A 17,563-nucleotide genomic window follows, 5' to 3' on the forward strand; every position below is an offset into this window, starting at 1 on the left:
CTTACTCAACAACCAGTCGTACTGGTTAGGATAACCACTGTGCTAATGAATGATGCGAGCCGCTGGAGCGATCTATTCTCCGGGGAAAATGCGGTTTTTGCCTTTGCGCTGTCGGCGGGTGTCGCGTTACACGCCATTAATATTTATATCGTGACAACCATTCTACCTTCAGTGGTGCTGGATATTGGCGGGCTTAATCTCTATGCCTGGAATACCACGCTCTTTGTTACTACGTCGATTCTTGGCTCGGCGCTCTCCGCTCGCCTGTTAAGTCGCTATGGCCCACGCGCGGCCTATAGCTTAGCCGCTTCGGCCTTTATGCTCGGCAGCCTGCTGTGCGCTATTGCGCCAACTATGCCGATGATGCTGGTAGGCCGCGCAGTTCAAGGACTTGGCGGCGGTTTTCTGTTCGCTCTCTCCTACGCCATGATCAATCTGGTCTTCCCGCAATCTCTATGGCCACGGGCGATGGCGCTAATTTCCGGAATGTGGGGCGTAGCTACGTTGATTGGCCCGGCAATAGGCGGCGTGTTTGCGGAAATGGGGGCCTGGCGTTTAGCGTTTTGGCTATTGCTGCCGGCTACACTGCTGTTTGCAATATTCACCTGGAGAATTCTACCGGCGGGAACAAAACGTACCGAACCGTCCTCATCCCTACCGATAATCCAACTGATACTGTTGACGACTATTGTACTAACCGTTTCCGCCAGCAGTATTGCCACCGATTTGCGCTATAGCGCTGCAGGCATTACCGTCGCTGCCCTGCTACTCACATTGATGATCCGCATCGAGCGCCGCTCCACCATTCGTTTATTACCGCAGGGCGCACTGCGTCTAGGTTCGCCGTTAGCGGCTTTGTACATCACTATGTCGTTACTGGCGCTTACCATAACCAGTGAGATTTTTGTGCCCTACTTCTTACAGACTCTTCATGGCCAATCGCCGCTGGTTTCCGGCTATCTGGCCGCCACAATGGCCGCAGGCTGGACAGTGGCGGAAGTACTGAGCTCTGGCTGGAAGAAAAACGGGATAAGCTTGGCAATTATTAGCGGGCCAATTATCGTTTTACTGGGGTTGATCGCTCTGGCGATTTTGCTCCCACACAGATCTGTCGGCGATTGGCTAACCCTCGCCCCTATCGCTCTCGCTCTGACGTTGGTCGGTTTTGGCACCGGCTTTGGCTGGCCGCATTTGCTTACGCGCATTCTACAGGTCGCAGCGGATGAAGATAAAGACATAGCCGGTGCCTCTATTACTATGGTGCAGATGTTTGCTACCGCTCTGGGCGCCGCGCTGGCAGGTTTGGTAGCTAATATTTCTGGTTTAAACGATCCCGGTGGCGTTGCCGGTGCAGCCAATACCGCATATTGGCTATTCGCTCTATTTGCCATCGCGCCGCTACTGGCGATTTTCACCGCAATCCGCTGTGCGGCCATTCGTCAGCCGACCGCGACTCTTGCCACATCCGAACTGCACTAACTCATAGCCCGTAGACGCTGGTCATACCCAGACAGCCATTACTCCTTGATCTCTAGGGGGCAATGGCTGTTATGCTGGCTGAGCTTGAAACTTACTTATTCTTAGTTAGCCGGAGTGTGTAATGAAGCCTTCTGTCGTGTTGTATAAGCCCCTCCCTGCCGAACTGCGCCAACGTTTAGAGCAACATTTTACCCTACACTGCTTTGACGGCCTGACATCGGAAAACTCGCAACCATTCCTTTCAGCATTGGCAAACGCCGAAGGCATTATTGGTTCTGGTGGCAAAATCGACCCGGATTTTCTCGATAAAGCCCCACGCCTACGCGCCGCCTCCACGATTTCTGTTGGCTATGACAATTTCGACGTCGAGGCACTCAATCAGCGGGGCATCGTCTTGACGCACACTCCAACCGTGCTAACCGAAACCGTTGCCGATACCATCATGGCGCTGGTTCTGGCTACCGCTCGACGGGTAGTGGAAGTTGCTGAACGGGTTAAAGCCGGCGAATGGCAGGATAATATTGATTCCAGCTGGTTTGGCGTCGATGTACACCATAAAACCATAGGTATCTTGGGCATGGGTCGTATTGGTCTGGCAGTTGCTCAGCGCGCTCATTTCGGTTTTAGTATGCCTGTGCTCTATACCAGCCGTCGGTCCCATGCAGAAGCCGAATCACGCTTTAACGCCCATCGTTGCGATCTGGATACTTTACTCGCTGAATCAGATTTCTTGTGCATCACCCTGCCTTTAACAGAACAGACGTTCCATATGATTGGGCCGGAACAATTGGCAAAAATGAAGTCAAGCGCCATTCTGATTAACGCGGGGCGCGGTTCGGTAGTCGATGAACAAGCACTGATAGACGCTCTGCAAAACGGTACTATTCACGCCGCAGGGCTGGACGTTTTTGAGCAAGAACCGCTGTCACAAAACTCGCCGCTGCTGAAGCTCAATAACGTTGTTGCCCTACCGCATATTGGCTCCGCTACTCACGAAACTCGCTACGCCATGGCCGCCTGCGCCGTAGATAATTTGATCGCCGCGTTAACCGGCACGGTGACTGAAAACTGCGTTAACCCACTCGTTATTGAAAAATAGCCAAGAGAGATAGCCGCTACCCAAATAACGTCAATCAACCGAAATGGCCTATAATTGCTTATAGGTCAGTCGGTTATTTTGACGACTGATGATAAGAAAGCCCCCTCATCCAGCCTTCTCCTCCCTGAAAAAACAATATGAGGATGAGGCTATTTTTCCACCGGCTGACACACTTAACTCGCCTCAAACCCTACAAAATCAAACGATCAGGAAGGCGCGTCATGAAACGTCTCACACTGCCCTTATTGTTAGTATTTTCTCCCGCAGCCCTAGCCACCTGGACGTTGCAGGGCTTCCCTGCATTTTCCGAGCAAAGCAACGGTATTTTCAGCAGCGCGGCCTCGCTAACTAAAGGCCAATATCCGCTTAAATTTTATCAGGATAAGCAATGCTGGCAGCCAACTGATACCGTCAAACTCAATCAAACCTTTTCTCTACAGGCTTGTGATAATCAGCCTGAAATCATGTGGCGACTATTTCGAGATGGTCAGTATCAGGCACGTATAGATACCCGCAGCGGTACGCCAACGCTGACGCTGAGCTTAAAACAGCCCGTTGTTGATGAATCCCAAGCCGTTACCCATATTTGCCAGCGCTGGAACGGTCAACCCGTAACCGTAGACGTCAGCCAGACCTTTGCCGAAGGGGAAAAACTGCGTGATTTCTATTCGGGCCAAACCGTTATCGTCGCAAACGGCAAAATCACGCTGCAACCGGCAGAGCAAAGCGGCGGCCTGTTGTTGCTAGAACTCGCGCAAACTCAAGGGCCTGCTCCATTTAGCTGGCAAAACGCCACGGTTTACTTTGCATTGACCGATCGTTTTAACAACGGCAATCCTGCCAATGACCATAGTTATGGCCGCAGAAACGATGGCATGCAGGAGATCGGCACTTTCCACGGCGGCGATTTGGCCGGATTAACTCAGAAGCTGGATTATTTACAGCAGCTTGGCGTAAACGCGCTGTGGATTAGCTCACCGCTGGAGCAAATTCACGGCTGGGTTGGCGGCGGCACCAAGGGAGATTTCCCGCACTACGCCTACCACGGCTATTACGCGCTCGATTGGACCCGGCTCGATGCCAATATGGGTGATGAACAGGACTTACGCCAACTGGTGGATCAAGCTCATCAGCGCGGCATCCGCATAATATTTGATGTAGTGATGAATCATGTGGGTTACGCCACTCTGGCAGATATGCAGAGCGGCCAATTTGGCTCACTGTATTTATCCGCAGAACAGGCGGAGAAAACGCTGGGCAAGCACTGGACCGACTGGAAGCCAGGCAGCGGCCAAAATTGGCATAGTTTCAACGATTTTATTAATTTCAGTGATAAATCCAGTTGGGATAACTGGTGGGGTAAAAACTGGGTTCGCACCGATATCGGCGATTATGACTCACCCGGTTTTACCGATCTGACGATGTCACTGGCTTTCCTCCCGGACATCAAAACCGAATCCACACAGGCCAGCGGTTTGCCGCTGTTTTATCGCCATAAATCCGATACGGCAGCCAGAGAAATTCCCGCAGCTACGCCTCGGGATTACCTTACTCATTGGTTAAGCACATGGGTTCGAGATTATGGCATTGATGGATTTCGAGTCGACACGGCCAAACACGTAGAAAAAGCGGCTTGGCTGCAGCTCAAACAACAGGCTACGTCAGCATTAGCAGAATGGAAAACTGCTCATCCCGATCGGGCGCTGGATGATGCTCCATTTTGGATGACCGGCGAGGCTTGGGGGCATGGCGTAATGAAAAGCGATTATTATCAGAATGGTTTTGATGCCATGATTAATTTTGATTTTCAGGATCAGGCTAAACAGGCGCTGGACTGTTTCTCAACCATTGACAGCACATATAGCCAAATGGCTGAAAAATTGCAGAATTTTAACGTACTGAGCTACCTTTCCTCTCACGATACTCGCCTTTTCTTTCGCGATGATGCGGCTCAATCATTAGCAAAACAGCGGCGCGCCGGAGATTTGCTGCTGCTGGCTCCGGGAGCGATTCAGATCTTCTATGGTGATGAAAGTGGCCGAGAATTTGGCCCAACCGGCTCCGACCCGCTGCAAGGCACTCGCTCGGATATGAACTGGAATGAACTGAACGGCTCGAAAGGAGCGCTGCTGGCTCACTGGCAAAAAATCAGCCAGTTCCGCGCGCGTCATCCCGCGATTGGTTCCGGGATACAACAGTCACAACAAACTGCTGATTATTATGCGTTTAGCCGTCAGCATTTAGACGATAAAGTCCTTATTGTCTGGACGGGGGATAAAAAACAGTAAACCAGACTATTATCCTGACATATCGAGTTTTATTGATATATCTGCGCACAAGGTAGAATTATGGGTACGTTGCACCCGCAATTATCTGGCTGTATGGTGCTCCTTTACCTCCGATAACAATTAGTCAGCATTTATGAAGTTTTCACTTTTTGGCGATAAGTTTACCCGCTACGCGGGCATTACACGGTTGATGGATGACCTGAATGAAGGATTACGCACGCCGGGCGCTATCATGCTTGGCGGTGGCAATCCGGCTCAAATTCCTGAGATGGATGCCTACTTCCGGCGGCTATGTCAGGAGATGCTGGATAAAGGACAGCTCACAGAGGCGCTATGTAACTACGATGGCCCGCAGGGTAAGAATCTGCTGCTAAACGCGCTGGCAAAAATGCTGAGTGATGAGTTAGGTTGGCAGGTCGAACCACAGAATATTGCACTAACAAACGGTAGCCAAAGCGCGTTTTTCTACTTATTCAATTTATTCGCTGGCCGCCACGCCGACGGATCGCTGCGTCGGGTATTATTCCCGCTGGCACCTGAATATTTAGGCTACGCCGATGCCGGTTTGGATGAAGGGCTGTTTGTTTCGACTAAACCGAATATTGAGCTACTGCCGGAAGGCCAGTTCAAATATCACGTCGACTTCGATCACCTAAAGATTACCGATGATATCGGGCTGATTTGTGTCTCTCGACCGACTAATCCGACCGGAAACGTCATTACAGATGAAGAATTAATTCGTTTGGATGCTCTGGCACAGCAGCATGATGTGCCGCTACTGATCGATAACGCCTACGGCGTGCCTTTCCCCGGTATTATTTTTAGCGACGCAACCCCCCTGTGGAACCCGAATATTATTCTGTGCATGAGTCTGTCAAAGCTTGGCCTGCCGGGTTCTCGCTGTGGCATCGTTGTCGCCGATGAAAAAGTGATTTCCGCCATTACGAATATGAATGGCATTATCAGCCTGTCTCCGGGCAGCATGGGGCCAGCGATAGCGGCAGAAATGATTCAACGCGGCGATCTGCTAGACTTATCCAACAATGTAATTCGTCCGTTCTATTCTCAACGCGTGCAGCATACTCTTGAAATTATTCGGCGTTATCTTCCCGCCGAACGCTGTCTGATTCATAAGCCGGAAGGCGCGATTTTCCTATGGTTATGGTTTAAAGACCTGCCGATTACCACGGAAATACTCTATCAACGCCTGAAGAAACGCGGCGTATTGATGGTACCCGGCCACTACTTCTTCCCCGGTTTGGAACATGATTGGCCTCATACTCATCAGTGTATGCGGATGAACTACGTGCCAGACCCAGAACAGATCGAAAAAGGTGTCGCGATTCTGGCAGAAGAAGTGGAATTGGCTTATCAGGAAGCGCGCTAACAACGATGAAGCGCGGAGAGAAATAAGGCGATGTTCGCTATCGGTATAGTGAGCAGCAATCAATATAGTAAACACTGGCATAGCAAAACTGCGCTAGGTGGCTGAATAACTTAACTTCTCTCTCAAACCCCAAAGAACAACCTCGGTTGTCCTTTGGGGTATTTAGCGACCTAAAAGCGCTACAACGTCCAGAACAGTACGGCCAGTATCTGCGGAGACATAATCCTTAGGAACATTGCTAGCGGATACACGGTGGCATAAGACAGCGCCGCAGCACCACTGGTTGGGTGTAAGCCATTGGCGAAAGCCAGCGCCGGAGGATCGGTCATAGAACCCGCCAACATGCCGCATAGCGTCAGGTAATTCATTTTAGTGAGAATTCGCGCCAGAATCCCGACGGTTAGCAGGGGAATCGCGGTAATCATCGCGCCATAGCCAATCCACGCCAGCCCATCGCCATAAAGCAGCGTATTAATAAAATCACCGCCTGATTTCAGCCCAACCACCGACAGGAAAAGGACTATACCTAGCTCACGCAGCGCCAGATTAGCGCTAGGCGGCATAAACCAGTACAGTTTACCGATGCTACCGATACGCCCTAAAATCAATGCGATAACCAGTGGGCCACCTGCCAATCCCAAGCGTAAAGCCGCAGGAAAACCGGGAACAAACAGCGGTATTGACCCCAGTAACACCCCTAATCCTACGCCGATAAATACCGGCAACATTTGTACTTGTTGCAGTTTTTGTTGAGCGTTACCTATAACCGCAGCGACCGCCTCAATGGATTCCGGTCGCCCTACCAGATTTAAAATATCACCGAATTGCAGGCTGGCGTTGTTGCTGGCGACTAGCTCGATACCGGCTCGGTTTAACCGAGTAATAGCGACGTCGTATTTCTGTTTCAGGTTTAAATCGCGAATTTTTTTGCCTAAAACAGCCTCGTTGGTCACCACCATCCGTGCCGATTGCAGCGCGCTGCCGGCGGTGGAAAGCGCCACATCCACCTCTTCACCAAGCACTAAACGCACTTTTTCCAGATATTCGCGCTGTCCAACTAAATGCAGGTAATCGCCTAACTCAATTAAGGTAGCAGGCAGCGGTACCATCAATAAATCACCGCGTTTCAGGCGAGAGCACACCACATCATCGCTATTTAACAGCGGAATATCCTGCATCGCCAAGCCATCCAAATTAGGATTGCGTACCGCGACGTTCATGGTTTGCAGCAGTTCACGGTTTTGTCCGCTCCTGCTATCAAAATCTTTAGCTTCACGATCGACATTTATCTTAAATCCTAGCCGGATCAGCCACATAACCAACAGAATCCCGCAGATACCAAAAGGATAGGCCATGGCATATCCCATCCCCATTTGCCCAACCAACTGAGGAGAAGATCCTAAATCCGTCAATACCTGCTGAGCCGCGCCCAGCGCCGGAGTGTTGGTAACTGCACCGGAAAAAATACCGAGAATGATCGGTAGAGGCACGTTGAAAAGTTTGTGGATAACCGCCGTTACCAGACAACCCATCACTACCATTAATATGGCGAAAGCATTCAGGCGCAGTCCGGAAACTCGTAGAGAAGAGAAAAACCCCGGCCCAACCTGAATACCAATGGTATAAACGAACAGAATCAGGCCAAACTCCTGAATAAAGTGAAGCATGTCACCGTTGAGACTGACCTGATAAGTTTGGGCGAAATGACCAACAATAATTCCGCCAAATAATACTCCACCAATCCCTAACCCAACGCCATATATCTTCCAATTACCGATCCATAACCCCAATACGGCGACCAGCGCCAACATACTGACGGTAAGGGCGATATCAGTCATAAATCACTTCCTTGCCTAAGTTTAAAATCCGGTCAACCGACCTCGGTCTTAAATTCTTACAATTAGTAGGGATTCTGGCAGAAGGGCAACGAAGGGACTGTGGGATGCACCACAAAATGCGCCGGATAACAGGAATGTTTCCGGCGCCAAAAGCTAGGGAGGAGGGTTTTACTTTTTTTATTATCTGCACCGGCTCCCGGAAGGGAGACCGGTGCGAGTTGGGTCACTGCAAATTACTGCTGAACGGTTTCTGCGTTATCCAATGCCGGGCGATCTTCTACCGGACGACCGATAGTAATACGCTGTGGCTGGAGTGCTTCAGGAACCTGACGCAGCAAGTCGATATGCAGCAGGCCGTTTTCAAACTGCGCGTTATCGACGTTCAGGTGCTCTGCCAGAGTGAAGGTCAGATTAAACTCTTTACGAATCAGACCCTGATGCAGATATTCCACCTGTTTCTCCACGGGTGCTGGCTTACCACGAACCGTCAAGCGAGGGCCTTCAACTTCGATCTCCAGTTCACTTTGCTTGAACCCAGCCAGCGCCAGAGAGATACGGTAGTGGTTATCATCACTTTTTTCGATGTTATATGGAGGGAACCCCTGTGCCTCGGTAGAACCCTGCATAGTGCTCGCCAATTTATCAAAACCAATCCACTGACGAAGCAGAGGTGACAAATCATAATTACGCATAGTGTTAACTCCTTCTTTGAAGCGAGGTAATAGGCTGCCACGGCCGCGTTAATAACTTTTTTTTTCAAATCAAAGTCTGCTGTTAAATAACAAACAGGCGTTATTAACCCGTGACAAGTTGGCCCCCGATTACGGCAGACCAAACTCTTGATTAATAATGTGCCTAATGCACATTATTTAAATTTTATTTAATCTCAATCCGACGAGGTTTCATACTTTCAGGAACAATTCGTTCCAGATCGATATACAGCAGGCCATTCTCTAAATTGGCGCCTTTAATTTTAATGTGTTCAGCCAATTGGAATTTGCGTTCAAAGTTTCGTTCCGCGATCCCTTGATATAAATAAGTGCGCTGTGCTGGAGCTTCTACGTGAGAACCACGGACAATCAACAGGTTGTCCTGAGTGACTATCTCCAGTTCCTGCTCGGCAAAACCGGCAACGGCGATAGCAATACGGTAGTTATTTTCATCTACCAGCTCGACATTATACGGAGGATAGCCGCCGTTATTCTGGCTCTGACCAGTTTCTAATAAGTTAAACAGACGATCAAAACCAATAGCAGAGCGGTATAATGGAGCAAGATCTGAATTACGCATAACAACTGCCTCCTAAATTCATTAGCAAGGTTAAATAGGTCTTCCTTAATGGACAGACTCTTGGCCAGAATACCCTGACGGCATATTCTCTCTCGGCCTGATAATAAGATGGGATCGAATTTTTTCATTTCAACTGTCAAAATGAAAAAATTTTTTTTAACTAAAGATTTTTGCTCTAAAAACAGAGTTATCGCATACACTGAATTGGGAGCGCCGCCACATCTGCGTGTAATTATTATATTAAAGCGACAGCAAAATGTTATAACTCTGAGAGATCGCTTTTATGTTGGCTGACAACCTGAACACTGCCAAATGAGATGTAACGATATGATAAGAGCTACCGTTCTTCCTATGGTCACTGGCTGTACCCTGCTGTTTACCAGCGGCTGTTCCAGCATTATGACTCACACCAGTAGCAGTCAGGGCTACTATTCCGGCACCCAGGCTAACGTCGCCATGCTCAAGGATGACAACACCGGCTGGGCGTTGCGCCCGCTGCTAGCCGTTGATTTACCCTTTTCTGCCGTAATGGACACGCTATTTCTGCCTTACGATTATCTGCGTTCAGATAACGACCCTGCGCCCGGCTCGCCCCGAGAACGTATCCGTCAGGAAGAAGCGCAAAATATGGCCGCCAGCGCTCACCCCATTCAGTGAATTTATTATTTATCGATTAATATAGGACTTACCGGTTAATGATCAATTAGCCGGCTTCAACCACAAAAATCTGCGACCAACCGTCGACCTCCCGCATATAGGCAACTTTCGTCCCATCAGGGGAAAAGACCACCGCGTCTCCCAATGGGGGGACCGCGGTTCGCTGAGTTAGCCGCTGAACCTGGCCGCTGCCAATTTCGCAACACACCACACTGTTATCTCTGACAAAAGCAATTCTGTCGCCCTTAGGACTCCAACTGAAAGCCGATTGCACGCCGTGCCCGCCATGAGTCAATTGCCGTGATTCGCCGCCCAGCGGAGAAACCAGATAAAGCTGTACGATTCCCGCATCATCCCTCATCAAACAGGCAATGGCGCTACCGTCCGGGGAGGAGCGTAACCAGTGGCGTGGCGTGATCGCCAGCCCTGGATATCTGCGTTTTTCCGTATAAGTCAACCGCCGTTGATTTACCCCCAACGGAGGCGCTGGAAGACGGTATTCATCTCCCTCCAAGGGGCTCGAACCTGCTCGGGCGAATTCTCGGTTTTTTTCCGGTAAATCAACAATAAAGACTTCAGGCAGTTTAGAACCATCCGCCGCGACCGTATCGCCAATAAACGCCAGCGCCCAGCGTTGTCGGCTGCCGTCGGCTTTCAAGTAGCCCTGTTTGCCAATCCAGCCTTCTTCATAAGCGCGGTTGATTTCATCACTCCCTGGCCGGGGCATTGACGTGGTACGGCTGACCAGAACGCAGAAATGGCTGCCATCATATTCACGAGGATGATGCTTTGGCGGATTAACCCCATGCAACGGCACGGCAACGCCGACGTTACGTAAATCCAGCGCGGGATCGCGTTCATGCAGCACATGGTCGTTATAGGTAAAACTCAGACGCGAGCCGTCGGGGCTAAAAACGTGGACATGAGTCCCGCCACGCAAAGCGCCGGGAGTATAAGGCGCAGTGATATCCATAGCGTCCAACGTAATGGCCAACTCCCGATCCGGCTCGCTGACAATCACACCGCGCCGATGATGAAAATCATAATGCCATTGGCTATCCGGATGTTCCGGGCCGTGGATAAATACGTAGCGAGAGGGATTATCAGGGCTGGCGGTCACTACACCAACGTGAGCGCCGTGCTGAGCACGATAAATAACCTCAATCACTCCCGTATTACAATTGACTCTTTCAATAGTTAAACCGGTGAAAGAAGCCCCGTTTGGCCGGACGTCATATACCAGCCACTGGCTGTCCGCCGTCCAGACATTGATATTGGTGAGCTGATGACCTCGAGGATCGAAAGTTAACTGTTTTTCCTGATGGCTCATATCGCTTCTCGCTGATAACCCGTATAGCGCTCATCCTGCCCCATTCGCCGCACTCCGTCATCCGCGATATACCATCCGCGCGACCCAACGGGCGATTTATTCACCTTCGTCGCTTCCAATTTAGAATTTAATGTCTAATATAGAATTTAAAGTACAAATAGATTGAGTATAAATAGAGATACCTATGCTGAGCCGCTATCACACCATTGCCGATGCTATCGCGATCCTTTTTGCCCCCTATGCCGAAGTCGCTATTCACGATATGGCCAGTCAGACGCTGGTTTATATCGCCAATAACTATTCACATCGTCAATTGGGAGAGGATTCCAATTTAAGCGAGCTGGCGTTCGACCAAAGTGCAAAGCTGCTGGGACCTTATCAAAAACGCAATTGGGATGGTCGTCAGCTTCGTTCAATTAGCTCGGTGCTGCGGGACGATGACGGGAAAATTATCGGGTTACTGTGTATCAATCTGGATATTACCGTGTTTGAAAACGCCAAAATGGCGTTGGATATATTCCTCAATAACAGCGGGTTACAGCCTCAACCTGCAGTTTTATTTCAGGATGACTGGCAGGAACGTATCAATACTTTTATTCACCAGTGGTTGCAGCAACAGCAGCTTTCTCTCTCAACGCTGAATAATCCTAGCCGCCGCGCCTTAGTTGAAGCGCTTTATCAGCACGGCGGATTTAAAGGCAAAAATGCCGCGGGCTATGTAGCGAAAATCCTCGGAATTGGCAGAGCAACGGTTTACAACTACCTAAAAAATAATAAGGAATCCCTATGAGTTCGCTATTTGATGCCATTCAGGAAGCCCATCAGATTCTGCGTCCGCAGGTACGCATTACGCCACTGGATTACAGTCCGTTGCTCTCGCAGCACACTGGTTGTGAGGTTTATCTCAAATGCGATCATCTTCAGCACACCGGTTCCTTTAAATTTCGTGGTGCCAGTAACAAACTGCGCCTACTGAGCGAAGAACAACGCCAGCGCGGCGTGATCGCCGCCTCTACCGGCAATCACGGTCAGGGCGTGGCGCTAGCCGCAAAACTGCTGGGCGTCGAAGCCACTATTTATGCCCCAGAACAGGCTGCAGCCATCAAATTAGACGCCATTCGCGCGCTGGGCGGAAAAATCGAGCTGGTAGCCGGTGATGCCTTAAATGCAGAACTGGCCGGAGCCAAGGCGGCTCAGGAACAGGGGAAAGCCTATATTTCCCCCTACAACGACGAGCAAGTTATCGCCGGACAAGGCACCTGCGGCATGGAAATCGTCGAACAGCAGCCGAATCTGGACGCGGTTTTTGTTTCCGTTGGCGGTGGCGGCTATATCGCCGGAATCGCAACCGTATTGAAGAAGTTGTCGCCAAATACGCGGATTATCGCCTGTTGGCCAGCGAATGCCACCAGCATGTATAGCAATCTGCTAGCCGGCGAAATCTATGAAGTGGAAGAGCAGGAAACGTTGTCTGACGGCACCGCTGGCGGCGTAGAAACTGGCGCGATAACTTTCCCGCTATGTCAAAAACTGATCGACGATAAAGTACTGGTTACCGAAGAAGAGATCAGACAAGCCATGCAGTTAATTGCCCGCAGCGACCGCTGGATGATTGAAGGGGCGGCGGGCGTGGCGCTGGCGGCAGCATTGCAACAGGCACCACAATGGCAAGGCAAAAAAGTGGCGGTTGTACTGTGTGGTAAAAATATCGTACTGGAAAAGTACCTTAAGGCCGTTTCCTGATGCTTATCCTCAATAAACAGCAAATACTCGACAGTTTCGCCGCCGATCGTACCACTTTACTGCTAAAACAAGGATTTATCGCGTTCAGCCAGCAGCAGGTTCAGATGCCGGCGGTACAGCATTTGTTATTCACACAGGCTAATGGCGATTGCTGTATCAAAAGTGGCTATCTGGAAGGAGACGACAGTTTTGTCGTGAAAGTTTCCAGCGGATTTTACACCAATCCATCATTAGGATTATCCAGCAATCAAGGTTTGATGATGGCCTTCTCGGCCAAAACCGGTGAGCCACAGGCGCTATTAATGGATGAAGGCTGGCTAACCGCTCTGCGCACCGCATTAGCCGGTCGAATTGTTGCCGAACTTTGTGCCCCAAAACACATTACAGCTATTGGCATTGTGGGCACCGGCTTACAGGCTCGCTTACAGTTGGTGCACCTGAAGGCCGTAATTAATTGTCGGGATGTCTGGGTTTGGGGACGAAATCCTGAAGCATTATACGATTATCAGTTATTTGCTGAATCAGAAGGTTTTCGCGTACAGATCACGCAAAATGCCAGCCAGTTAGCGGAAAAGTGTCAATTTATCGTGACGACTACGCCGAGCCGCGAACCTATTTTGCGGGCTAAAGACATTCAACCCGGTACTCACATCACCGCAGTCGGCGCTGATGCTACTGGCAAACAAGAGTTGGAAATCCAACTTGTGGCCAAAGCAGATAAGATTCTGGTGGATTCATTGGCGCAATGCCGCGCATTCGGTGAGATTTCCCATGCTTTTCAGCAGCAGTTACTTCAGGCAACACCCATTAGCGAGATCGGTGAAGTATTGGCGCTAAATAAACCCGTTAGAGAAAATGATCGTCAAATCACGCTGGCAGATTTAACTGGCTTGGGCATTCAGGATGTACAGATCGTAAAAAGCATTCTGCTTTCCTGCCCCTGAGCCTCAGAACAGGAAGGGGCCACTAATGGCCCCTAAAGCGTTTTTTACGTTATTTAGCAGCAAATTAACGTTGATTCAGCACAAACTTTTCAATGGCTAGCGCTACGCCATCTTCTTCATTAGTTGCCGTCACGTACTGGGCAATCTCTTTTAGCTCGGGAATAGCATTCCCCATCGCCACGCCCAGGCCAGCATATTCAATCATCGCGTAATCATTACTCTGATCGCCTAAAGTCATCACATTTTCCTGTGCGATGCCTAGATGCTCCGCCAGCATTTTAACACCGGCACCTTTATCAACGCGTTTACTTAGAATTTCCAGGAAGTAAGGCGAGCTTTTCATAATAGTGAACTTCTCGAACACTTCGGCAGGAATCTGTGCGATGGCGCGATCCAAAAGCTCTGGTTCATCGATCATCATCACTTTAGGGAAACGCATTGTTGGGTCCATTTCACTGACACTACGGTATTTCAACGAAATTCCCGTCAGAACAGTTTCGTGAATGGTGTACTTACTGATGTCTTTGTTAGCGGTATACAACGTATTGTAATCAAAAGCGTGGAAATGCACGCCTAACTGCCGCGCCAGAGCTTCGAAATAAAGATAATCATCAAAGCTTAAGGTTTCCTGCAACACACATTCACCGGTCGCGGCTTTTTGAACTAATGCACCGTTATTGCTAATGCAATAATCGTTGCTGTTTTCCATATTCAGTTCGCGCAGATATTGAGTGACACCGATATAAGGCCGGCCGGTAGCCAGTACCACCACCACGCCTTTTTTCTGTGCGGCCTCGATGGCCTGCTTTACTCTAGGGGTAATTTGGTGAAGCCCGTTAAGCAGCGTACCGTCCATATCAATCGCAATCAATTCAATAGCCATGACACCCTCATATATTTACATCGTCTTGCATCATGCTAACGCGATTCAGCGAACGAATGCTAGCAAGGGTTTACTCAACCGCCTGCTTGCCTATGAAACCTGGCTCGAAGCAGCAATATTGGCTGCAAATCGCGCCTAAACTGGCTTTTCAGGCAAAAAAAAACCAGAGACAGTCGCCTGCTCCGGTTTTCTTATTGCCGCAATTTATCAGATATCGATATTTGCTGCTTTTAAGGCGTTTTCTTCGATAAAGGCACGGCGTGGTTCCACTGCATCACCCATCAGAGTGGTAAACAGTTGGTCTGCGGCAATGGCATCTTTCACCATTACGCGTAGCATACGGCGACTTTCTGGGTCCATAGTGGTTTCCCAAAGTTGATCCGGGTTCATTTCCCCCAGACCTTTATAACGCTGAATTGCCAGACCACGGCGGGATTCTTTCACCAGCCAATCCAATGCTTCTTCGAAGCTATCGACCGCGAAACGACGCTCGCCGCGCTCAACGTACGCACCTTCTTCGATCAGGCCACGCAGTTTCTCACCCAGCGTACAAATCTTGCGATATTCACCGCCGTGAATGAATTCGAAGTCCAGATCGTAATCGGTATCAACCCCGTGGGTACGAATGCGCAGAATCGGCTCAAACATCTGACGCTCACGGTTTTCACGAACGATCGAGCTGTAGCTGCTACCGTGCTGTTCATTTTCATTCAGCAAGTTCACCAGAGAATCGATCCACTGCTGTACCGCTTCTTTATTGTCTAAATCGTCTTCCAACAGCGTTGGCTGATAAATCAGGTTATTCAGCAGCGCACGCGGATAACGGCGCTCCATGCGAGTAATGGTTTTCTGCACGCTGTAGTGTTCAGCAACCAGTTTCTCCAATGGTTCGCCAGACATTGCTGGTGCATTAGCGTTGATATGCAGAGCCGCGCCATCCAATGCCAGAGACATTTGATATTGCTCCATCGCATCATCATCTTTGATGTACTGCTCCTGCTTGCCTTTCTTCACTTTATACAGCGGCGGCTGAGCAATAAACACATGGCCACGCTCAATAATTTCCGGCATCTGACGATAGAAGAAGGTCAATAGCAACGTACGGATGTGAGAACCATCGACGTCGGCATCGGTCATGATAATGATGCTGTGATAGCGCAGTTTGTCCGGGTTATATTCATCCCGGCCAATCCCGCAGCCCAGCGCAGTAATCAAGGTAGCGACTTCCTGCGAAGACAGCATCTTATCGAAACGCGCTTTCTCAACGTTAAGAATCTTACCTTTCAGCGGCAGAATCGCCTGATTCTTACGGTTACGGCCTTGTTTAGCCGAACCGCCCGCTGAGTCCCCTTCCACTAAGTAGAGTTCGGACAGCGCCGGATCGCGTTCCTGACAGTCTGCCAATTTGCCCGGCAGACCGGCCAAATCCAACGCGCCTTTACGGCGAGTCATTTCACGAGCTTTACGCGCTGCTTCGCGAGCACGAGCGGCATCAATGATTTTACCGACCACGATTTTGGCGTCGGTTGGGTTTTCCAACAGATATTCGACCAGCTTCTCATTCATCAGCGTTTCAACCGCGGTTTTCACTTCGGAAGAAACCAGCTTGTCTTTGGTCTGAGAGGAGAACTTAGGATCGGGAACTTTTACCGAAACTACGGCGATCAGGCCTTCACGAGCATCGTCGCCGGTAGCGCTGATTTTCGCTTTTTTGCTGTAGCCTTCTTTATCCATATAGCTGTTCAGGGTACGGGTCATCGCCGTACGGAAACCAACCAAATGGGTACCGCCATCCCGCTGAGGAATGTTGTTGGTAAAGCAGTAGATGTTTTCCTGGAAACCATCGTTCCACTGCAACGCCACTTCCACGCCAATATCGTCTTTTACCGTAGAGAAATAAAAGACTTTTGGGTGAATCGGGTTTTTGTTCTTGTTCAGGTACTCGACAAACGCCTTGATCCCACCTTCGTAATGGAAGTGGTCTTCTTTATCGTTACGCTTATCTTTCAACTTAATGGAAACGCCTGAGTTCAGGAATGACAGCTCGCGCAGGCGTTTCGCCAGAATTTCATACTGGAATTCAGTATTATTGGTAAAGGTCTGGAAACTCGGCCAGAAACGTACCATGGTGCCGGTTTGTTCGGTTTCACCGACAACTTTCAGCGGCCCCTGTGGCTCACCCATTTTATAAGTTTGCTCGTGAACTTTACCTTCACGACGAATGACCAATTCCAATTTTTCAGAAAGGGCGTTGACAACCGAAACCCCAACGCCGTGCAGACCACCAGACACTTTATAGGAGTTATCATCAAACTTACCGCCGGCGTGAAGCACGGTCATGATGACCTCTGCCGCGGAAACCCCTTCTTCTTCATGCAGACCGGTAGGAATACCACGGCCGTCATCCTGTACGGATACGGAGTTATCGGCGTGAATAGTCACCTGAATTTCTTTACAGTGACCCGCGAGGGCTTCGTCGATAGCGTTGTCCACAACCTCGAATACCATGTGGTGCAGACCGGTACCGTCATCAGTATCACCGATATACATGCCCGGACGCTTACGAACCGCATCCAGCCCTTTTAATACCTTGATACTTGAGGAGTCATAAGTATTCGACATCAA

Annotated in this window: 14 protein-coding genes; 8 read left to right on the forward strand and 6 right to left on the reverse strand. The window is 49.8% G+C overall.

Annotated features, from left to right (window positions below):
• Window positions 1–45: 45 nt before the first annotated feature.
• The 4 genes from PL78_RS12370 to PL78_RS12385 all read left to right on the forward strand — a co-directional run bounded on the left by PL78_RS12370 (window position 46) and on the right by PL78_RS12385 (window position 6,253).
• Window positions 46–1,479 (forward strand): MFS transporter, encoded by a 1,434-nt coding sequence (locus tag PL78_RS12370; RefSeq protein WP_064515919.1) that lies wholly within the window; start codon window positions 46–48, stop codon window positions 1,477–1,479.
• Between the two features lie 121 nt (window positions 1,480–1,600).
• Complete coding sequence (gene ghrB, locus PL78_RS12375; RefSeq protein ID WP_064515921.1) at window positions 1,601–2,578, forward strand: glyoxylate/hydroxypyruvate reductase GhrB; 978 nt, start codon at window positions 1,601–1,603, stop codon at window positions 2,576–2,578.
• A gap of 221 nt (window positions 2,579–2,799) precedes the next feature.
• Window positions 2,800–4,866: an alpha-amylase gene (locus tag PL78_RS12380; RefSeq protein ID WP_064515923.1), complete on the forward strand. Its 2,067-nt coding sequence runs from the start codon at window positions 2,800–2,802 to the stop codon at window positions 4,864–4,866.
• 133 nt (window positions 4,867–4,999) lie between these two features.
• Entirely contained in the window at window positions 5,000–6,253 is a 1,254-nt protein-coding gene (locus tag PL78_RS12385; protein WP_064515926.1) for a valine--pyruvate transaminase, read from the forward strand.
• 179 nt (window positions 6,254–6,432) lie between these two features.
• Here the strand turns inward: PL78_RS12385 and PL78_RS12390 are convergent, their stop codons facing one another.
• The 3 genes from PL78_RS12390 to ibpA all read right to left on the reverse strand — a co-directional run bounded on the left by PL78_RS12390 (window position 6,433) and on the right by ibpA (window position 9,381).
• Complete coding sequence (locus PL78_RS12390) at window positions 6,433–8,091, reverse strand: putative transporter (RefSeq protein ID WP_064515927.1); 1,659 nt, start codon at window positions 8,089–8,091, stop codon at window positions 6,433–6,435.
• A 233-nt stretch (window positions 8,092–8,324) separates the two neighbouring features.
• Window positions 8,325–8,783, reverse strand: coding sequence for a small heat shock chaperone IbpB (ibpB, locus tag PL78_RS12395; protein ID WP_064515929.1), 459 nt, complete (start codon window positions 8,781–8,783; stop codon window positions 8,325–8,327).
• A 184-nt stretch (window positions 8,784–8,967) separates the two neighbouring features.
• Window positions 8,968–9,381 (reverse strand): small heat shock chaperone IbpA, encoded by a 414-nt coding sequence (gene ibpA / locus PL78_RS12400; RefSeq protein WP_064515931.1) that lies wholly within the window; start codon window positions 9,379–9,381, stop codon window positions 8,968–8,970.
• Between the two features lie 327 nt (window positions 9,382–9,708).
• On the opposite strand from ibpA, the gene PL78_RS12405 reads away from it, so the two are divergent.
• The gene (locus PL78_RS12405) at window positions 9,709–10,038 is read left to right on the forward strand and encodes a YceK/YidQ family lipoprotein (protein ID WP_371112909.1); all 330 of its coding nucleotides are present in this window, start codon (window positions 9,709–9,711) and stop codon (window positions 10,036–10,038) included.
• Window positions 10,039–10,084: 46 nt separating this feature from the next.
• Here PL78_RS12405 and PL78_RS12410 read toward each other — a convergent pair whose 3' ends face one another.
• Window positions 10,085–11,368 (reverse strand): YidR family protein, encoded by a 1,284-nt coding sequence (locus PL78_RS12410; RefSeq protein WP_064515932.1) that lies wholly within the window; start codon window positions 11,366–11,368, stop codon window positions 10,085–10,087.
• Between the two features lie 184 nt (window positions 11,369–11,552).
• Here PL78_RS12410 and PL78_RS12415 point away from each other — a divergent pair, with 184 nt between their 5' ends.
• From PL78_RS12415 to PL78_RS12425, 3 genes are read left to right on the forward strand one after another with little or no spacing between them, the layout of a single operon-like run.
• Window positions 11,553–12,158 carry a helix-turn-helix transcriptional regulator gene (locus PL78_RS12415; RefSeq protein WP_064515934.1) on the forward strand — a complete coding sequence of 202 codons (606 nt, stop codon included), beginning with the start codon at window positions 11,553–11,555 and terminating at the stop codon, window positions 12,156–12,158.
• Entirely contained in the window at window positions 12,155–13,111 is a 957-nt protein-coding gene (locus PL78_RS12420) for a threonine/serine dehydratase (RefSeq protein ID WP_064515936.1), read from the forward strand. Before PL78_RS12415 ends, PL78_RS12420 begins: the two co-directional genes overlap by 4 nt.
• Window positions 13,111–14,055 (forward strand): ornithine cyclodeaminase family protein, encoded by a 945-nt coding sequence (locus PL78_RS12425; protein ID WP_064515937.1) that lies wholly within the window; start codon window positions 13,111–13,113, stop codon window positions 14,053–14,055. Before PL78_RS12420 ends, PL78_RS12425 begins: the two co-directional genes overlap by 1 nt.
• 64 nt (window positions 14,056–14,119) lie before the next feature.
• On the opposite strand, the gene yidA is transcribed toward PL78_RS12425, so the two are convergent.
• Both yidA and gyrB read right to left on the reverse strand, forming a co-directional pair.
• Window positions 14,120–14,938 (reverse strand): sugar-phosphatase, encoded by an 819-nt coding sequence (gene yidA, locus PL78_RS12430; RefSeq protein ID WP_064515939.1) that lies wholly within the window; start codon window positions 14,936–14,938, stop codon window positions 14,120–14,122.
• Window positions 14,939–15,145: 207 nt separating this feature from the next.
• A complete protein-coding gene (gyrB, locus tag PL78_RS12435) occupies window positions 15,146–17,560 on the reverse strand; it encodes a DNA topoisomerase (ATP-hydrolyzing) subunit B (protein ID WP_064515941.1) in 2,415 nt (804 codons plus the stop codon).
• Window positions 17,561–17,563 lie beyond the last annotated feature (3 nt).

The organism is Yersinia entomophaga, assembly GCF_001656035.1.
Taxonomy (GTDB): Bacteria; Pseudomonadota; Gammaproteobacteria; order Enterobacterales; family Enterobacteriaceae; genus Yersinia; species Yersinia entomophaga.